The sequence below is a fragment of the Streptomyces sp. NBC_01317 genome, assembly GCF_035961655.1.
Lineage (GTDB): Bacteria > Actinomycetota > Actinomycetes > Streptomycetales > Streptomycetaceae > Streptomyces.
Genome location: NZ_CP108393.1, coordinates 6048603 through 6066764 on the forward strand (window position 1 = coordinate 6048603; position 18162 = coordinate 6066764).

An 18162-nucleotide genomic window follows, 5' to 3' on the forward strand; every position below is an offset into this window, starting at 1 on the left:
CGGTCGGCCCCACCACGGGCGCACGCGGCTCCACCACGGGCGCACGCGGCCTACGCGGTCGCGTGCTCCGGCTCGCGCGCGATCTCGCGCGGCTTCGGCTCCGTGCTCTCCAGTACGTCCCGCAGGTGCCGCTCCACGGAGGGCAGCACCTCCGCGATCGTGACGTCGCGGCCCAGTTCGTACGCGAGCGAGGTGACCCCGGCGTCCCGGATCCCGCACGGCACGATCTTGTCGAACCAGGTGTTGTCCGGGTTCACGTTCAGCGAGAAGCCATGCATCGTCACCCCCTTGGCGATACGGATCCCGATCGCCGCGAGCTTGCGGTCCTCCCGGCGCTGGCCGGCGTTGGACGGCGCGTACTCGGGTCCGTTCATCCGGGGGTCGAACTCGTCGTCCTGGAGGCGCGGGTCGAAGTCCAGCGTGAGCCCGCCCGTCGCCGGCCGGTCCGCCACCGGGTCCCCGAGCACCCACACCCCGCTGCGGCCCTCCACCCGGGACGTCTCCACCCCGAACTCGGCGGCCACCCGGATCAGCGCGTCCTCCAGCCTGCGGACGTGCGCGATGACGTCGACCGGGCGCGGCAGCTTGAGGATCGGATACCCCACGAGCTGGCCGGGACCGTGCCAGGTGATCTTGCCGCCGCGGTCCACGTCGACGACCGGAGTGCCGTCGAGGGGGCGCTCGCTGTCCGCCGTACGCCGGCCCGCGGTGTAGACCGACTGGTGCTCCAGCAGCAGACAGGTGTCGGGAAGCTCGTCCGCGAAGCGGGCCGCGTGGACCCGGCGCTGCTCCTGCCAGGCCTCCCGGTACTCGACGGCTTCCTCGCCGAATCCCAGATGGACGTACCGCAACTCACTCACGGGCCGTGCCTCCTCAAGAAGCTTCGTGGCGCGTTCGTCACGCCCTCGCCACTGTACGGCGGCGCGGGAGGGAGCCGCCGGGCAGGTGTACGGGGCCTCAGCCCGGAGTCGGCCGGTCCGGCAGTTGCCGCCGGCACACGCCCCCCGCCCCTGCCGCACGCGCTTGCGTCAGCGGCGCCGTAAATCCTCACACGATCGGATGAATGTAGGACGAAGGTGGCGGTACGGACCCCTCGTGCCGCTAAATTCACGCCGTTCCATGAGGGCTGCTCCGGGGCCCGGAAGGCAGGAGACCCTACAGCTGATGTCGGAACGACCACCCCAGCGCATCCCCAACCGCCAGCTCGCCGCGCTCATCGCGGAGGCCGGGTTCTCCCACGCCGGGCTCGCCCGCCGCGTGGACCAGCTCGGCATCGAACACGGCCTCGACCTGCGGTACGACAAGACCTCGGTGACCCGCTGGTTACGCGGGCAGCAGCCGCGCGGCACCACCCCCGCGCTGATCGCCGAGGTCTTCACACGCCGGCTCGGACGCCGGCTCTCGGCCCAGGATCTCGGGCTCGACGCGTGTGCGCCGGTGTACGCGGGGCTCGAATTCGCCGCCAGTCCCGAAGAGGCCGTCGACATCGTCGGCGGGCTCTGGCGCAAGGACTCCGGCAGCCACGCCGAACTGCGCAAGATCGCGTTCACCCCGGCCGGACTGGTCGTCCCGAGCCGCGACTGGCTGATCGGCCGCGCCGACGAACGCGTCGGCCACCCCGACCTCGCCACCGGGAACGGACCAGGAGCCAACGGACCAGGAGCCAACGGGCCAGGAGCCAACGGGCCGGGAGCCAACGGGCCGACGGCCCCGTACGACAAAGGCCCGCGCGGGTCACGGGACCCCGCCGCCCGCGAGCGCCGGACCCGCGTCCCCGCCCAGGGCCGCCCCGCCACCGTCCCCCGCCCGCGCACGGAACGCACCACCGGCCAGCGCGTCACCGCCGGGGACATCGCCGCGCTGCGGTCGGTCGGCGAGCTGTTCCGCGCGCTCGACCAGGCGTACGGCGGCGGCCACGCGCGCCAGGCCCTCGTCCGGTACCTGGAACACGAGGTCGAGCCGATACTGCGCGGACTGTACGGAGAGGCCACCGGGCGCCGCCTCTTCGCCGCCGCGGCCGACCTGACCCGGCTGGCGGGCTGGACCTCGTACGACATCGCCGCCCACGGCCTCGCCCAGCGGTACTTCGTCCAGGCCCTGCGCCTCTCCCAGGCCGCCGGGGACCGCGCCTACGGCTCGTACGTCCTGATCACCATGAGCCGCCAGGCCGTCTACCTCGGCCACGGCCGCGAGGCCGTCCAGCTGGCCCGCGTCGCCCAGCAGGGCGTCGGCTCCTCCGCGCCCCCGGTCGTCCAGGCCCTGCTGCACGCCGTCGAGGCGCGCGGGCACGGGGTCCTCGGCGAGGTACGGGCCTGCACCTCGTCCCTCGTACGGGCGGAACGCGCCCTGGAGACCTCACGGCCCGGGGACGACGTACCGCACTGGGGCCGGTACTTCGACGAGGCGCAGCTCGCCGACGAGTTCGCGCACTCCTACCGCGACCTCCAGCAGTACCGCGCCGCCGTCCAGCACGCCGAACGCTCCCTCCAGCTGCGCGCGCCCGCCCTGGCGCGCAGCCGGCTCTTCTGCCGGGTGGTGCTCGCCACGGGCCGCCTCGGGCTCGGCGAACTGGACCAGGCGTGCCTGCTGGGCGCGGAGGCGGCCCAGCAGGCCGCCGAGATGCGGTCGGTACGGGCGGTGGAGTACGTACGCGACTTTGAACGCCGCCTGGAGCCGTTCCGGGACGCGGCGGCGGTACGGAACTATCGCGACCGGGTCGCGACGATCGGCTGACGCGGCGCGTCCCGGCGTCCCGGCGTCCCGGCGTCCCGGGTTCCTACGCCTCCGTGTCCGCGGGCTTCACCCCCAGGTCCCGCAGGACGGCGTGGGCGGCCCTGCGGCCCGAGAACAGCGCGCCCTGCACGGTGTTGGTGTCCCGGTGGTCCCCGCACACGTACAGGCCGGACAGCAGCCGCACCGGCCGGTGCGGGTCGTGCGGCGCGGGCATCGCTGGTACGGCCTCCGGGGTGTGGTGCACGGCCAGCAACTCCCAGTCGTCCGTGGGGGTTCCGTACACCCCGGCCAGCTGCGCCCGCACGACGCGGTCCAACTCCCGGGCCGGGGGCGGGGTGCCGAGCACGGTGGAGGACACCAGGACCCGGCCGTCCGGCGTACGGGACGGGTCGACCGCGCTCATCACGGCCGTGTGCGCGACCGGGCCGCCCGTCTCGGCGTCCAGGACGAGGGCCGGATCGGCCGACGGGGCGGTGGGGGCGGTGTGGTGAAGGACCGTCACCGGGTGGAAGTCCGGCACCCGCAGCCCCGGCAGTAACTCCGCGGCGGCGCGCGCGCCGGTCGCCACGAGCAGGGAACGGCACGCGATCTCGCCGTGTTCCTTGGTGGCGACGCGGTTGATCGATGCCTCCGTCACCCACACGTCCGTCACGACGGTGCCGGGCGGCAGCGTCCGCGCGAGCAGCTCCGGCAGGGCGGACGCGCCGCCCGCGGGGACGCAGAGCCGGCCCCGGGCGTACGCGCGCAGCGCGAGGTCGGCGCGGTGGCTGGACGTCGACAGGCCCGGGTCGCCCAGCAGCGCGGTCAGGAGCGGGCGTACGAAGCCGTCGACCGCGGAGGCGGGGAGGCCGCTGGCGGCGAGGGCGGCGTGGGTGGGGCGGTCGGGCCGCGCGCGGCGGGTGGCCGCGGGTCCGAGGGCGGTCCGGTCCTGGCGGGCCCGCGCGGGGGCGCTCGCGAGGGCGCGTGCGGTGGTGAGTGCGCGGTGTGCGCGCCTGGGTGGGCGGGGGGTCAGCTCGACGCCGCGCCTCCTTTCGGTGGCGCCGCTCCTTTCGACGGTGCCGGCGCTTGCGGCGCTGCCGGCGAGGCCGGTCCTTTCGATCGTGCCGGCGCGGTGGAGCCGCCCGTTCCGCCGGACGAGCACGCCGGGCGAGAACATCCGCAGCGCGATGCCCTCCAGGGCGGGGGTGTGGAGCAGCTCCGGATACGCGGTACTGAGCAACGGCCCCACCCGGTCCAGGCGGAAGCCGTCCACATGCTCCGTGCTCATACGACCGCCGGGGTGAGGGGCGGCCTCCAGAACGCGGACGCTCACGCCCGCGGCGGTCAGATGATGCGCGGCGGCGAGGCCGGCGATGCCGGCGCCGATGATGACAACGTCTTGCGCTGTGTGCGCGGTCCTTGTGTGGGTGCTGCTGAGCACGTGGCCCTCCCCGAGGTCGTCTTCCCGAGTTCACGACGAGCGTAGGAAGGGGGCGGGGTGGGGGTGGCCGCGCGTGGGGTGGGGCATGGGGGCATGGGCGGCGCGTGTGCCCGGTGTTCGTCGCGCTTCCTTGTGCCGGTGCGTTTGGTTGCGCTTACTGATTGTCCTCAATCGCCGGACGGGCTGGGTTTGTCGTGGTGGCGGGGGGTGGGGCCTGCGGAGGTACGTATGTCCGGACTGCATGTTTTACGGCGCCTCAGGGACTTGTATGGCTCACCGGTAGTCATGCGCCACAAAACACGCTTTACGTCCGGACACACGCACCTCCTCCGACCCCACCCCCCTCACGCCGAGGGTGAGCTCAACGACCCCGCCGGCCCGGGGCGCCTCACCTCTGCCCGGTGGACGGTGCCGCTTACCAACGTCCTCAAACGCCGGACGGGCTGGAGTGTGGCCCTGCCCGGTGCTCGGGCGCGGCTTACCAATGTCCTCAAACGCCGGACGGGCTGGATGGTTCCCCTGTGCGGTGCGGGGGTGCGGGTTACCGATGTCGTCAATCGCCGGACGGGCTGGAAGTGGCCCCGGTGGTCTCCAAGGCCGGACGGGCCGGGGTTGTCTTGAACGCGGGCGTGGAAGGGGGACGGGCAGGGGTCGTGTCCGGAACGTAGAGCGTGTTTTGTGTCGCGTGGCCCCGGTGAACTGAACGACCCGCCGAACGCGACGTAAAACATGCAGTGCAGGACACGACCCCTGCCCGGCCCCCGGCAACAACCCGCGGACAAAGCCCCGGCCCGCAGCGGGCACAACCAAGCCCGTCCGGCGATTGAGGACAATCAGTAAGCCGCGCCCACCACCGTGCGCACCGCACAAACAGGCCGCCGGCACCGGGCGCCGCGACGCCCAAGGGCGTCAAGACAAGGCCGCCCCCACCGCCTCCCCCACCGTCGGGAACGCGAACGTGAAGCCCGACTCCCGCAGCCGCGCCGGCAGCACCCGCTGACTCGTCAGGATGTCCGACGACAGCTCCCCCAACGCCGCCCGCAACACCACCCCCGGCACCGGAAACAGCGTGGGCCGCCCCAACGCCGCCCCCATCGCCGCCGTCACCTCGCGGTTCGTCGCCGGTGACGGGGCCGTCAGGTTCACCGGGCCCTCCAGCGACTCCGTGTCGATCACGTGCCGCAGCGCCGCCACATGGTCGTGCAGCGCGATGAAGCTCCAGTACTGGTTCCCCGAGCCCAGCCGCCCGCCCAGACCCGCGCGGAACAGCGGGAACAGCCGTCCCCACGCACCGCCCTTGGGCGACACCACGAGCCCCGAGCGGGTGAACACCGTGCGGATGCCCGCCTCTTCCGCCGCCGAGGCCGCCTCCTCCCACTCCACGCACAGCGACGGCAGGAAGCCCTCACCCGGCGGCGCCGACTCGTCGACCGCCCGGTCGCCCGTGTCGCCGTAGAACCCCACGGCGGAGCCGGAGACCAGCACGCGGGGCCGTACCTCCAGCGACGCCACGGCCTCCGCGATCGCCGCCGTGCCGAGGACACGGCTGTCGCGGAGTTCCTTCTTGTACGCGTCGGTCCACCGGTGGTCGCCGATGCCCGCCCCCGCCAGGTGGACGACCGCCTCGCACCCGTGCAGCCCCGCCGTGTCGACGTACTGCCGTACCGGGTCCCACTCCACCTCGTCGCCGGTCCGCGAGGGGCGTCTCACCAGGCGCACCACCTCGTGCCCGTCCGCGCGCAGGGAGCTGACAAGAGCCGTGCCGATGAGCCCGGTGGAGCCGGTGACCGCGATCTTCATGCGCCCATCCTGCCCCCGGGACGCCCCATGGCACAGTTGCGCCATGTCGGAATCGCAGATACGTCCCGCCGTTCAGGACGACGACGAGGCGCTGGGGCGGCTCGACCGGGAGACCTGGTCGCCGCTCCACGCCGTGCACCCACGACCGCGCCCGCCCTACGAGCCGTTCTACGACGACCGGCACCGCCCCGAGGAACACCTCGTCGCGGAGATCGGCGACCGCCTGGTCGGGTACGTCAGGATCGGCCGCCCCACCCCGCTCGCGTGCAACGCGCACGTACGGCAGATCCAGGGTCTCGCGGTACGGGAGTCGGCGCGCGGCCACGGCGTGGGCCGGGCGCTGCTGCGCGCGGCGGCGCTGCACGCGCGCAACCAGGGCGCGCGCCGGCTGACCCTGCGGGTGCTGGGGCACAACCTGCCGGCGCGGCGGCTGTACGAGGCCGAGGGCTTCGCCGTGGAGGGCGTGCTGCCCGGGGAGTTCCTGCTGGACGGGGAGTACGTGGACGACGTGCTGATGGGCCGTTCGCTCCTGGGGTGAGAGGCCCCTGGGGTGAGGGACCCCTGGCCCTGGGGTGAGAGACCTGAACCTCAGGGCGTACCGAAGCGCTCCGACAGCCGGGGGAACCGGTCCGCGAGCGCCGTCGTGTCCTCGAAGTCGACCGGCGTGCCCTCCGGCTCCGCCGGCTGCGCCGCCACGCCGAGGTCCGGCGCCACCACACCCGTCAGCTGTTCGTACGCCTCGTCCGCCGCGTACCCCAGCTCCTCGCCGTCCCCGTCGAGATCCTCGTCGAACTCGTCCAGCAGCTCCGCGAGGCTGTCCGGGTCGTGGAGTCCGCCCTCGAAGATCTCGCGTCCCTGGCCGATGAGCCAGCAGCGGAAGTAGTCGAACGCGTCGTCGCTCGCCCCGCCGAGGAGGACGGCCGCCGCGCCCCACAGGTCCCAGTGGTACGCGCGGTTGTACCGGGCCTCGAAGTGCCGCGCGAAGTCCAGGACGGAGTCGGGGTCGAGCTGGAGCAGCCGCTCCACCAGCAGCTCGGCGTGGTCCTCGGGGTCGCCGTCGGCGGCCTCGCGGGTGCTGTCGATGATCTCCCAGAACTCCGTCTCGTCCATCACGGGTCCAGCATCGTGGTTGGCGGGGGCCCGCGCACGCGGAGGCGCCGAAATGAGGGGGTGAAATGGGGAGTGAATCGTGAGTCGGAAGAAGTCGGACAGAAGATGTCGCCTTTTTGTGTGACGGTCGGTGGAACGGTCGGGAAGCGGCCGGAACCGATGGAGGTGGCGGATGACGGAACAGCCGTTGACGGGGAGGACCGCGCTCGTGGCGGGGGCGACCCGGGGCGCGGGTCGGGCGATCGCGGTGGGGCTCGGCGCGGCCGGCGCGACCGTGTACGTGACGGGGCGTACGACCCGGGAGAAGGCCAGCGAGGTCGGGCGGACCACGGAGACCATCGAGGGGACGGCCGAGCTGGTGACCGCCGCGGGCGGCGAGGGGATCGCCGTACCGACCGACCATCTGGAGCCCGAGCAGGTCCGCGCGCTGGTGGCCAGGATCGACCGGGAGCAGGGCCGGCTGGACGTGCTGGTGAACGACGTCTGGGGCGGTGAGCACCTGGTCGAGTTCGGCAAGAAGATGTGGGAGACGGAGCTGGAACGGGGGCTGCGGATGCTGGAGCTGAGCGTGAAGACCCACGCCATCACCAGCAGCTGCGCGCTCCCGCTGCTGGTCCGCAGGCCCGGCGGGCTGGTGGTCGAGGTCACGGACGGCACCGCCGAGACGAACAAGGCGTTCCGCGAGAACTTCTACTACGACCTCGCCAAGAACGGCCCCATCAGGATGGCGTTCAACCTCGCCGAGGATCTCAGGAGCGTCGGCGGTACGGCCGTCTCCGTCACCCCGGGCTTCCTCCGCTCGGAGCAGATGCTCGACTTCTTCGGCGTACGGGAGGAGAACTGGCGCGACGGGGTACGCAAGGACGCGGCGTTCGCGATCTCCGAGTCCCCGGCCTTCGTCGGCCGGGCGGTCGCCGCGCTGGCCTCGGACCCGGACCGGCACCGGTGGACCGGGCAGTCGCTGTCCAGCTTCTCGCTGGCCCAGGCGTACGGGTTCACCGACGCGGACGGCAGCACCCCGAACGCGTGGGGGTACATCACGGACGTCGTGAACGGCGGGAAGGACGCCCCGGCGAGCGACTACCGCTGAGCGGGGAGGAGCCGGCCGCCCCTCACCCGCCGAGCCGGCGACAGCCGCACGCCCCTCACCCGTACAGCGCCCGTACCCGCTCCGCCGACTCGGCGAAGCGCTTGCGCAGGGTGAGGGGCGCCAGCACCTCCACCTCCGCCCCCAGGACCAGCAGTTGGCTGTGCGCCACCTCCTCGGACTCCACCGGCAGCGTCAGCGTGACGCGGCCCTGGTCGTCCGGGGCGGGCGCCGCCTCGATCGCCTCGCGCGCCGACGCGCGGTCCACGGCGTACGGCAGGGCGCGGACGCCCTCCGGGGAGAGGCGGATCTCGATCTCCGTACGGAGCAGGGAGCGCGCGAACTGCGCCGCGCGCTCCTCCCAGAAGGCAGGGAGGTCGAAGGACTCGTCCCGTACGAAACGTTCCGCCAGCGGCTCCACCGCCGTGAAGCGGTCGAGCCGGTACACCCGGAAGCTGCCCCCGGCGCACGCGCACAGGTACCAGACGCCCGCTTTCAGCACGAGCCCGTACGGCGCCAGCTCCCGCTCCACCTCCCCGTCCGCGCGCCGGTAGCGGGCCGACAGCAGCCGGTCGCCCCACACGGCCTCCGCGATCGCGGGCAGCGACTCGGGGGTCTCCGGCTCCTGGTACCAGGCGGGCGCGTCCAGATGGAAGCGCCGCGCCGCCGACTCCGAGGCGTCCCGCAGCGACGGCAGCAGCGCCGCCGACACCTTGAGCCGCGCCGCGGAGGACACGTCGTCCAGCCCCATCTCCCGCAGCGCCCCGGGCACCCCGGACAGGAACAGCGCCTCCGCCTCCCCGCGCGCCAGCCCCGTCAGCCGGGTGCGGTACCCGCCGACCAGCCGGTACCCGCCAGTCCTGCCCCGGTCCGCGTACACCGGCACCCCGGCCTCGGAGAGCGCCTGGGCGTCCCGCGTGATGGTGCGCTCCGAGACCTCCAGCGCACCGGCCAGTTCGGCGGCCGTCATGGACGGTCTGGACTGGAGGAGGAGCACCATCTTGATCAGCCTGGCTGCGCGCATGGCCCCCATGATGCCCGGGAAAACGCCGGGAAACCCCTGCCGCGCGGCGACAGGGGTTTCGGGGCGGAATCCGTGCGGGGAGGCAGGATCCGTACAGGGGAGAGGGCGGAGGGTGCGGCGCGGGGGGCTCAGAGGCCGTAGCGCTCCCGTGCCTCCAGGACCTTCTCCGGCTTCACCTCGCCGCGCCGCGCCAGCTGCGCGAGCGCCGCGACGACAACCGACCTGGCGTCCACGCCGAAGTGCCTGCGGGCCGCCTCGCGGGTGTCGGAGAGGCCGAAGCCGTCCGTCCCGAGCGAGGTGTAGTCCTGCTCGACCCATTGGCTGATCTGGTCGGGGACCTGGCGCATCCAGTCGCTGACCGCCAGCACCGGGCCCGGCGCGCCGGCCAGCGCGCGGGTCACGTACGGCACCCGCTCCTCGCCGCGCAGCAGCGCCTCGTCGGCCGCGAGGCCGTCGCGGCGCAGCTCGCCCCAGGAGGTGGCGGACCACACGTCGGCGGTGACGCCCCAGTCGGCGGCCAGCAGGTCCTGGGCCTCCAGGATCCAGTGGATCGCCGTGCCCGACGCGAGCAGCTGTATGCGCGGCGAGTCGGCCGTGGCGGGCACACCCTCCTTGAAGCGGTACAGGCCCTTGAGGATGCCCTCCTCGACGCCCTCGGGCAGCGCGGGCTGCGGCATCGGCTCGTTGTAGACCGTGAGGTAGTAGAAGACGTCCTCGCCCGAGGGGAATTCGGGGGTGGGCGTGTACATCCGCCGCAGGCCGTCCTTGACGATCACGGCGATCTCGTACGCGAACGCCGGGTCGTAGTTCAGCGCGGCCGGGTTCGTGGACGCGATGAGGTGGGAGTGGCCGTCGGCGTGCTGGAGGCCCTCGCCCGTCAGGGTCGTGCGGCCCGCGGTGGCGCCGACGATGAAGCCCTTGCCGAGCTGGTCGGCGAGCTGCCACATCTGGTCGCCCGTGCGCTGCCAGCCGAACATCGAATAGAAGATGTAGAACGGGATCATCGTTTCGCCGTGCGTCGCGTACGACGTCGCGGCGGCGATGAAGTCGGCCATCGAACCGGCCTCGGTGATCCCCTCGTTGAGGATCTGCCCGTCCTTGGCTTCCTTGTAGTAGAGCAACTGGTCGCGGTCGACCGGGTCGTAGGTCTGGCCGAGCGGCGAGTAGATGCCGTACGCGGGGAAGAGCGCCTCCATGCCGAAGGTGCGCGCCTCGTCGGGGACGATGGGGACCCAGCGCTTGCCGGTCTCCTTGTCCCGCATGAGGTCCTTCATCAGGCGGACGAACGCCATGGTCGTGGCGACCGGCTGGGAGCCCGAGCCCTTGTGGACCGTCTGGAAGGGCTTCTCGGCGGGCGCGGGCAGCGCGACCGCGTGCGTCCGGCGGGCCGGGGCGGGACCGCCCAGCTCCGCGCGCCGCTCCTGGAGGTAGCGGACCTCGGGGGAGTCGGCACCGGGGTGGCCGTACGGCACCAGACCGTCGTCCAGCTTCGAGTCCGGGATGGGCAGGTCGAGCAGGTCGCGCATGGTGCGGAACTGGTCGCCGGAGAGCTTCTTCATCTGGTGGTTGGCGTTGCGCGACTCGAAGCCGGCGCCGAGCGTGTAGCCCTTCACCGTCTGGGCGAGGATCACGGTCGGCGCGCCCTTGTGGGCGAGGGCGGCGCGGTAGGCCGCGTACACCTTGCGGGCCTCGTGGCCGCCGCGCGAGGTGAAGAAACACTCCGCGATCTTCGTGTCCGTCAGCAGTCTGGCCAGTTCCACGAGGGCCGGCTCGGCGCCGAAGAAGTGCTCGCGGATGTACGCCACGTCACGGGTCGCGTACGTCTGGAACTGCGCGTCGGGCACCTCGCGCAGGCGCCGTACGAGCGCGCCCGTGGTGTCCAGGGCGAACAGCTCGTCCCAGGCGGAGCCCCACAGCGACTTGATGACGTTCCAGCCGGCGCCGCGGAACTGCGCCTCCAGCTCCTGCACGATCTTGAAGTTCGCGCGGACCGGGCCGTCGAGGCGCTGGAGGTTGCAGTTGATGACGAAGGTCAGGTTGTCGAGCTTCTCGCGGGAGGCGAGGGCGAGGGACGCCGTCGACTCGGGCTCGTCCATCTCGCCGTCACCCAGGAACGCCCACACGTGCGAGGCGGAGGTGTCCTTGATGCCGCGGTTGGCCAGGTAGCGGTTGAAGCGCGCCTGGTAGATCGCGGAGAGCGGGCCGAGGCCCATGGAGACGGTGGGGAACTCCCACAGCCAGGGCAATCGGCGCGGGTGCGGGTACGAGGGGAGCCCCTGGCCGCCCGCCTCCTGGCGGAAGTGGTCCAGGTCCTGCTCGCTGAGGCGTCCGTCGAGGAACGCGCGGGCGTAGATGCCGGGGGAGGCGTGGCCCTGGATGTAGAGCTGGTCGCCGCTGCCGTCCCCCTCCTTGCCCTGGAAGAAGTGGTTGAAGCCCGTCTCGTAGAGCCAGGCGGCCGAGGCGAAGGTGGCGATGTGGCCGCCGACGCCGTAGCGGGCTCCGCGGGTGACCATCGCGGCCGCGTTCCAGCGGTTCCAGGCGGTGATCCGGGACTCCATCGCCTCGTCGCCGCCGAAGGCGGGCTCGGCGGCGGTGGGGATGGTGTTGACGTAGTCGGACTCCAGCAGGGCCGGCACCTGGACCCCGGCGGTCCCGGCGTGCTGGAGGGTGCGGCGCAGCAGGTACGCGGCGCGGTGGGGGCCGGCATGCTCGGTGACGGCGTCCAGGGAGGCCGCCCATTCGGCGGTCTCCTCGGTGTCACGGTCCGGGAGCTGGTCGAGCTCGCTCGGAAGCTTGCCTACGGGGTCGGGCATGGTCGCCGCCTTCCGGACAGGAGGGGGGTGGAGAAGGGCCTTGTCTGGCAGGACAGGGCGAAGGACTGGGTGCAGTCCGCGTTCGACTGTAAGTCGCTGATCGATGATCGATCAAAGGGGTGCTGGGTAAAACTTCACGTTCTGAAGAAAGTGGCATTCCGTGCCGTGGACCAGGGCACCCAGTGACGCTCGATAAGTCATGTCAAAAGGGCATGAATCAGGCGCGCGGCGCACATCCGAGCACATGCACCTTCACCAGAGCGCCGATGGTCGGATCCCGCCGCCGGAACGCCTCGACGAGATCCTGGTGCTCCTCCGCGTACGACTTCTGTACGGTGCCGAGCCAGCGGATCGACAGCGCGGTGAACACCTCGATGCCCAGCCCCTCCCAGGTGTGCAGCAGCACCGCGTTCCCGGCGGCCCGCACCAGCTCCCGGTGGAAGCCCACCGTGTGCCGCACCTGCGCCGTCCCGTCGGCCGTGCGGTCCGCGTCGTAGAGCGCCGCCACGTGCGGTTCCAGCGCCGAGCAGTCCCGTGCCAGCTTCTCCGCCGCCAGCTCCGCCGCGATCTGCTCCAGGCCGGCCCGTACCGGATAGCTCTCTTCCAGGTCGGCCGCCGTCAGGTTCCGTACCCGTACGCCCTTGTTCGGCGCCGACTCGATCAGCCGCAGGCTCTCCAGCTCCCGCAGCGCCTCCCGCACCGGCGTCTGGCTGACCTGGAGCTCGGTGGCGATCCGCCGCTCGACGATCCGCTCGCCCGGCTTCCAGCGGCCACTGACGATCCCCTCCACGATGTGCTCGCGGATCTGCTCGCGCAGCGAGTGGACGACGGGCGGAGTCATGGGAGGCGCTCCTCGGGGACAGGGTCGATGGGTAGACGATACGGCGGCGCCCCCGCCCGGAGTGATCCGGACAGGGGCGCCGTCGCCGTACTGGGTGTCTCCGAGAGCCCTACAGGCCGAGTTCGACCTCGAACTCGCCGGCTTCCAGGATCGCCTTGACCGCCGTCAGGTAACGGGCCGCGTCGGCGCCGTCCACCAGCCGGTGGTCGTAGGAGAGCGCGACGTACGTCATGTCGCGCACCGCGATGGTCTCGCCGAGGTCCGGGTGGTTGATGACCACCGGGCGCCGGACGGTGGCACCGATGCCGAGGATCGCGGCCTGGTTCGGGGGAACGATGATCGTGTCGAACAGCGCACCGCGCGAACCGGTGTTGCTGATGGTGAAGGTGCCGCCGGCCAGGTCGTCCGGCGTGATCTTGCTGGCGCGGACCGCCGCCGCCAGCTCCGCGGTCTTCTTGGAGATACCGGCGATGTTCAGGTCGCCGGCGCCCTTGATGACCGGGGTCATCAGACCGCGCTCGGAGTCCACCGCGATACCGATGTTCTCGGTGTCGAAGTAGGTGATCGTGCCTTCGCCCTCGTTGATCCGGGCGTTGATGACCGGGTGGGCCTTCAGCGCCTGGGCCGCGGCCTTGACGAAGAACGGCATCGGCGAGAGCTTGACGCCCTCCCGGGCCGCGAACGACTCCTTCGCCTGGTTGCGCAGACGCATCAGCTTGGTGATGTCCACCTCGACCACGGAGGTCAGCTGCGCCTGCTCGTGCAGGGCCTTCATCATGTTGTCGCCGATGACCTTGCGCATCCGGGTCATCTTGACGGTCTGCCCGCGCAGCGGGGACGTCTCCAGCTTCGGCGCCTTCGACGCGGCGGCCGGGGCCGGCGCGGCGGGGGCGGAAGCGGCTGCCTGCGCGGCTGCCTTGGCGGCCTCCGCGGCGGCGAGGACGTCCTGCTTGCGGATGCGGCCGCCGACGCCGGTGCCCTTGACCGAGCCCAGCTCGACACCGTTCTCGGAGGCGAGCTTGCGGACCAGCGGGGTCACGTACGCGCCGTCGTCACCGGCGGTCGCGGCGGGAGCCGGGGCCGGGGTGGCGGGCTTGGCCGGGGCGGGGGCCGGAGCGGCCTTCTGCGGGGCGGGGGCGGGGGCCGGAGCCGCCGGTGCCTGAGCCGCCGGGGCGGGCGCGGGCGCGGCGGGCTGCGGAGCCGGAGCCGGAGCCGGCGCGGGAGCCGCCGGAGCCGGTGCCGGTGCCTGGGCGGCCGGGGCGGGAGCCGGAGCCGCCGCCGGGGCGGGAGCGGCCGGAGCCGCTGCCGGGGCCGGTGCGGCACCCGGAGCGCCGATGACGGCGAGCCGGCCGCCGACCTCGGCGGTCTCGTCCTCGGCGACCACGATCTCCAGCAGGACGCCGGCGACCGGGGCGGGGATCTCGGTGTCCACCTTGTCGGTGGACACCTCCAGGAGCGGCTCGTCGGCCTCGACCGACTCACCGACCTCCTTGAGCCAGCGGGTGACGGTGCCCTCGGTGACGCTCTCGCCGAGCGCGGGAAGGACGACATCGGTGCCCTCGGCGCCGCCGCCGCCCGCCGCTGCCTGCGCGGTGGGGGCGGGAGCCGGGGCCTGGGTCTCGGTCGAGGGGACCGCCGCGGGAGCCGGGGCCGGCTGCTGCGGGGCCGCCTGGGCCGGAGCCTGCTCCGGGGCGGGGGCCTCCTGGGCGGGGGCCGGTGCGGCCTCGGCGGCCGGGGCCGCGTCGGCCGCGGGCGCGCCGGAGCCGTCGTCGATGACGGCCAGTTCGGCGCCGACCTCGACGGTCTCGTCCTCGGCGACCTTGATGGACGCGAGCACACCGGCGACGGGCGCGGGAATCTCGGTGTCGACCTTGTCGGTGGAGACCTCGAGCAGCGGCTCGTCGGCCTCGACGCGCTCACCCTCGGCCTTCAGCCAGCGGGTGACAGTGCCCTCGGTGACGCTCTCGCCGAGCGCCGGCAGGGTTACGGAAACCGCCATGGTTTCAGTTGCTCCTAACGAATGTGCGGTAGGTGGTCGTCGCCCGGACTGAGTCAGTCGTGGGAGTGGAGGGGCTTGCCCGCGAGCGCCAGGTGGGCCTCGCCGAGCGCCTCGTTCTGCGTCGGGTGCGCGTGGATGAGCTGCGCGACCTCGGCCGGCAGAGCCTCCCAGTTGTAGATCAGCTGAGCTTCGCCGACCTGCTCGCCCATACGGTCACCGACCATGTGGACGCCGACGACGGCGCCGTCCTTGACCTGGACGAGCTTGATCTCGCCCGCGGTCTTGAGGATCTTGCTCTTGCCGTTGCCCGCGAGGTTGTACTTGAGGGCGACGACCTTGTCCGCGCCGTAGATCTCCTTGGCCTTGGCCTCGGTGATGCCCACGGAGGCGACCTCGGGGTGGCAGTACGTCACCCGGGGCACGCCGTCGTAGTCGATCGGGACGGTCTTGAGCCCGGCCAGCCGCTCCGCGACGAGGATGCCCTCGGCGAAGCCGACGTGGGCGAGCTGGAGGGTCGGGACGAGGTCGCCGACCGCGGAGATCGTCTCCACGTTCGTGCGCATGTACTCGTCGACGACGACGTAGCCGCGGTCGATCGCGACGCCCTGCTCCTCGTACCCGAGTCCCTGCGAGACCGGGCCGCGGCCGATCGCGACCAGCAGCACCTCCGCCTCGAAGGTCTTGCCGTCGGCCAGCGTCACGCGGACGCCGTCCTGCGTGTACTCGGCCTTGTCGAAGAACGTGCCGAGGTTGAACTTGATGCCACGCTTGCGGAAGGCCCGCTCCAGCAGCTTGGAGCTGTTCTCGTCCTCGACCGGGACGAGGTTCTTGAGGCCCTCGATGATCGTGACCTCGGTGCCGAAGGACTTCCACGCCGAGGCGAACTCGACGCCGATGACGCCGCCGCCCAGGATGATCGCGGACTCCGGGACGCGGTTCAGCGTCAGCGCGTGGTCCGAGGAGATGATCCGCTCGCCGTCGATGACCAGACCCGGCAGCGACTTCGGTACGGAACCGGTCGCGAGCAGGACGTGACGGCCCTGGATCCGCTGCCCGTCCACGTCCACGGAGGTGGGGGAGGACAGCCGGCCCTCACCCTCGATGTACGTCACCTTGCGCGAGGCGACCAGGCCCTGGAGCCCCTTGTACAGGCCGGCGATCACGTCGTCCTTGTACTTGTGGACGCCCGCGATGTCGATGCCCTCGAAGGTGGCCTTGACCCCGAACTGCTCGCTCTCGCGCGCCTGGTCGGCGATCTCGCCCGCGTGCAGCAGGGCCTTCGTGGGAATGCAGCCGTTGTGCAGGCAGGTGCCGCCCAGCTTGTTCTTCTCGATCAGTGCGACGTCCAGGCCCAGCTGCGCTCCGCGCAGCGCCGCGGCGTAACCGCCGCTCCCGCCGCCGAGGATCACTAGGTCGAAAACGGTGCTGGCGTCGTTCGCCACGTCACGTCCTCCATGCATGTGCGCCGGGCGCGGTCATCGATGACCGTCGCGGCGGCTGGTCTTCGGCCGCTGATTCTTCGGCCCTGTGGTGGGGGCCCTGTCCTGCCGAGAACCCATCTTCGCACTTGTTCACGGCACGCGGGACGCGGGGCCGGGGTCCGGGACGTGTGATGGAGCACCCCCGACGCCGTAACGCCCGCACGAACGTCCGTATTTCTTTGGCTCCCCGGAGCCGCCCGCCACCGGGGCCCGCCCGGTCCGGCCCGCGCCGGGGCGGGACCGGACCGGGCGGAAGGCTCAGCCCAGGTCGCCGGAGGCGGTGCGCTCGGCGAGCTTGACCAGGGTGCGGATCGCGGAGCCCGTACCGCCCTTGGGGGTGTAGCCGAACGGCGCCCCCTCGTGGAAGGCGGGGCCCGCGATGTCGAGGTGCGCCCACGTGATGCCCTCGCCGACGAACTCCTTCAGGAAGAGCCCGGCGACCAGGCCGCCGCCCATCCGCTCACCCATGTTGGCGATGTCGGCGGTGGGGGAGTCCATGCCCTTGCGCAGGTCGGCGGGGAGCGGCATCGGCCACGAGGCCTCGCCGACCTCCTCGGCGATCTCGTGGATGGACGTACGGAACGCGTCGTCGTTCGACATGATCCCGAAGGTGCGGTTGCCCAGCGCCAGGACCATCGCGCCCGTCAGCGTCGCCACGTCGACGATCGCGTCGGGGCTCTCCTCCGAGGCGCGGGTCAGCGCGTCCGCGAGGACCAGCCGCCCCTCCGCGTCGGTGTTGAGGACCTCGACGGTCTTGCCGCTGTACATGCGCAGGACGTCACCCGGGCGGGTGGCGGAGCCCGAGGGCATGTTCTCGGCCAGGGCGAGCCAGCCCGTGACGTTGACGCGCAGGCCGAGCCGGGCGGCCGTGACGACGGCGGCGAACACGGCGGCGGCGCCGCTCATGTCGCACTTCATCGTCTCGTTGTGCCCCGGGGGCTTGAGCGAGATGCCGCCCGAGTCGTACGTGATGCCCTTGCCGACCAGGGCGAGCGTCTTCTCCGCCTCGGGGTGGGTGTACGCGAGCCTCACCAGGCGCGGCGGGTTCACCGAGCCCTGGCCCACGCCGAGGATGCCGCCGAAGCCGCCCTTGGCGAGCGCCTTCTCATCGAGGACCTGCACCTTGACGCCGTGGTCCTTGCCGGCGGCGGTGGCCACGGCGGCGAAGCCCTCGGGGGTGAGGTCGTTCGGCGGGGTGTTGATCAGGTCGCGGGCGCGGTTGACCTCCTCGGTCAGCGCGATCGCGCGGTCCGCCGCGGCCTTGTGGGCCTTGTCGCGGGGCTTGGCGCCCAGCAGGGCGACCTCGCCGAGCGGCAGCTTCGGGCCGTTGCCGTTCTTCTTGGCCGACTTCTCGCCGCCCAGGTAGACGGTGAAGGCGTACGCGCCCAGAAGGGCGCCCTCGGCGATGGCCTCGACGTCCTCGGCGGCCTCGACGGGCAGCGCGAACGCGGCCTTCTTCGTGCCCGACAGGGCGCGGGCGGCGGCGCCGGCGGCGCGGCGCAGCGCCTCGGAGCCGTACGCCCCGTCCTTGTCCGGCGCGGAGCCCAGGCCGACCGCGAGGACGACCGGCGACTTCAGGCCGGAGGGGGCGGGGAGCTTGGTCACCTCGCCCTCGGCGCCCGACGCGCCCAGGGTCTCCAGGACGGCGGCGAGCTTGCCGTCGAACGCCTGGTCCACGGCTTCGGCGCCGGGCGCGACAACCGGCCCCCCGGCGCCCTTCGCGACGCCGACGACGATCACGTCGGCGCGCAGCGTCGCCGCCCCGGCAGTGCTGAGAGTGAGAGCAGTCACGGTGGTGAAATCTCGCTTCCGTTGAGTTTTTCGGCGGTCGAGGGATGGGCCGACCGTGCCCGC

13 protein-coding genes are annotated in these 18162 nt (G+C 72.5%); 3 read left to right on the top strand and 10 right to left on the bottom strand.

Translation table 11 applies throughout. From position 1 onward, the window contains the following. Window positions 1–50 precede the first annotated feature (50 nt). Window positions 51–860, bottom strand: coding sequence for a lipoyl(octanoyl) transferase LipB (lipB, locus tag OG349_RS26285; RefSeq protein WP_327236940.1), 810 nt, complete (start codon window positions 858–860; stop codon window positions 51–53). 304 nt (window positions 861–1164) lie between these two features. Between lipB and OG349_RS26290 the strand changes: the two genes are divergently transcribed. Next, window positions 1165–2733 (top strand): regulator, encoded by a 1569-nt coding sequence (locus OG349_RS26290; RefSeq protein ID WP_327236941.1) that lies wholly within the window; start codon window positions 1165–1167, stop codon window positions 2731–2733. A 43-nt stretch (window positions 2734–2776) separates the two neighbouring features. Here OG349_RS26290 and OG349_RS26295 read toward each other — a convergent pair whose 3' ends face one another. Continuing rightward, window positions 2777–4153: an FAD-dependent oxidoreductase gene (locus OG349_RS26295; RefSeq protein WP_327236942.1), complete on the bottom strand. Its 1377-nt coding sequence runs from the start codon at window positions 4151–4153 to the stop codon at window positions 2777–2779. A gap of 909 nt (window positions 4154–5062) precedes the next feature. Next, a complete protein-coding gene (locus tag OG349_RS26300; protein ID WP_327236943.1) occupies window positions 5063–5953 on the bottom strand; it encodes a TIGR01777 family oxidoreductase in 891 nt (296 codons plus the stop codon). Between the two features lie 43 nt (window positions 5954–5996). Here OG349_RS26300 and OG349_RS26305 point away from each other — a divergent pair, with 43 nt between their 5' ends. After that, complete coding sequence (locus tag OG349_RS26305; protein ID WP_327236944.1) at window positions 5997–6491, top strand: GNAT family N-acetyltransferase; 495 nt, start codon at window positions 5997–5999, stop codon at window positions 6489–6491. Window positions 6492–6541: 50 nt separating this feature from the next. Here OG349_RS26305 and OG349_RS26310 read toward each other — a convergent pair whose 3' ends face one another. Next, the gene (locus OG349_RS26310; protein ID WP_161308383.1) at window positions 6542–7063 is read right to left on the bottom strand and encodes a DUF4240 domain-containing protein; all 522 of its coding nucleotides are present in this window, start codon (window positions 7061–7063) and stop codon (window positions 6542–6544) included. 172 nt (window positions 7064–7235) lie between these two features. Here OG349_RS26310 and OG349_RS26315 point away from each other — a divergent pair, with 172 nt between their 5' ends. Next, the gene (locus OG349_RS26315; protein ID WP_327236945.1) at window positions 7236–8153 is read left to right on the top strand and encodes an SDR family oxidoreductase; all 918 of its coding nucleotides are present in this window, start codon (window positions 7236–7238) and stop codon (window positions 8151–8153) included. A 55-nt stretch (window positions 8154–8208) separates the two neighbouring features. Here the strand turns inward: OG349_RS26315 and OG349_RS26320 are convergent, their stop codons facing one another. The 6 genes from OG349_RS26320 to OG349_RS26345 all read right to left on the bottom strand — a co-directional run bounded on the left by OG349_RS26320 (window position 8209) and on the right by OG349_RS26345 (window position 18099). Beyond that, window positions 8209–9174 (bottom strand): helix-turn-helix transcriptional regulator, encoded by a 966-nt coding sequence (locus OG349_RS26320; protein WP_327236946.1) that lies wholly within the window; start codon window positions 9172–9174, stop codon window positions 8209–8211. A 128-nt stretch (window positions 9175–9302) separates the two neighbouring features. Further along, window positions 9303–11987, bottom strand: coding sequence for a pyruvate dehydrogenase (acetyl-transferring), homodimeric type (gene aceE, locus OG349_RS26325; RefSeq protein WP_327236947.1), 2685 nt, complete (start codon window positions 11985–11987; stop codon window positions 9303–9305). A 217-nt stretch (window positions 11988–12204) separates the two neighbouring features. Further along, complete coding sequence (locus tag OG349_RS26330) at window positions 12205–12828, bottom strand: GntR family transcriptional regulator (protein WP_327236948.1); 624 nt, start codon at window positions 12826–12828, stop codon at window positions 12205–12207. Window positions 12829–12937: 109 nt separating this feature from the next. Further along, window positions 12938–14827 carry a 2-oxoglutarate dehydrogenase, E2 component, dihydrolipoamide succinyltransferase gene (gene sucB / locus OG349_RS26335; protein ID WP_327236949.1) on the bottom strand — a complete coding sequence of 630 codons (1890 nt, stop codon included), beginning with the start codon at window positions 14825–14827 and terminating at the stop codon, window positions 12938–12940. 53 nt (window positions 14828–14880) lie between these two features. Beyond that, complete coding sequence (gene lpdA / locus OG349_RS26340; RefSeq protein WP_327236950.1) at window positions 14881–16269, bottom strand: dihydrolipoyl dehydrogenase; 1389 nt, start codon at window positions 16267–16269, stop codon at window positions 14881–14883. Between the two features lie 297 nt (window positions 16270–16566). Beyond that, window positions 16567–18099: a leucyl aminopeptidase gene (locus OG349_RS26345; protein ID WP_327236951.1), complete on the bottom strand. Its 1533-nt coding sequence runs from the start codon at window positions 18097–18099 to the stop codon at window positions 16567–16569. Window positions 18100–18162: the final 63 nt, after the last annotated feature.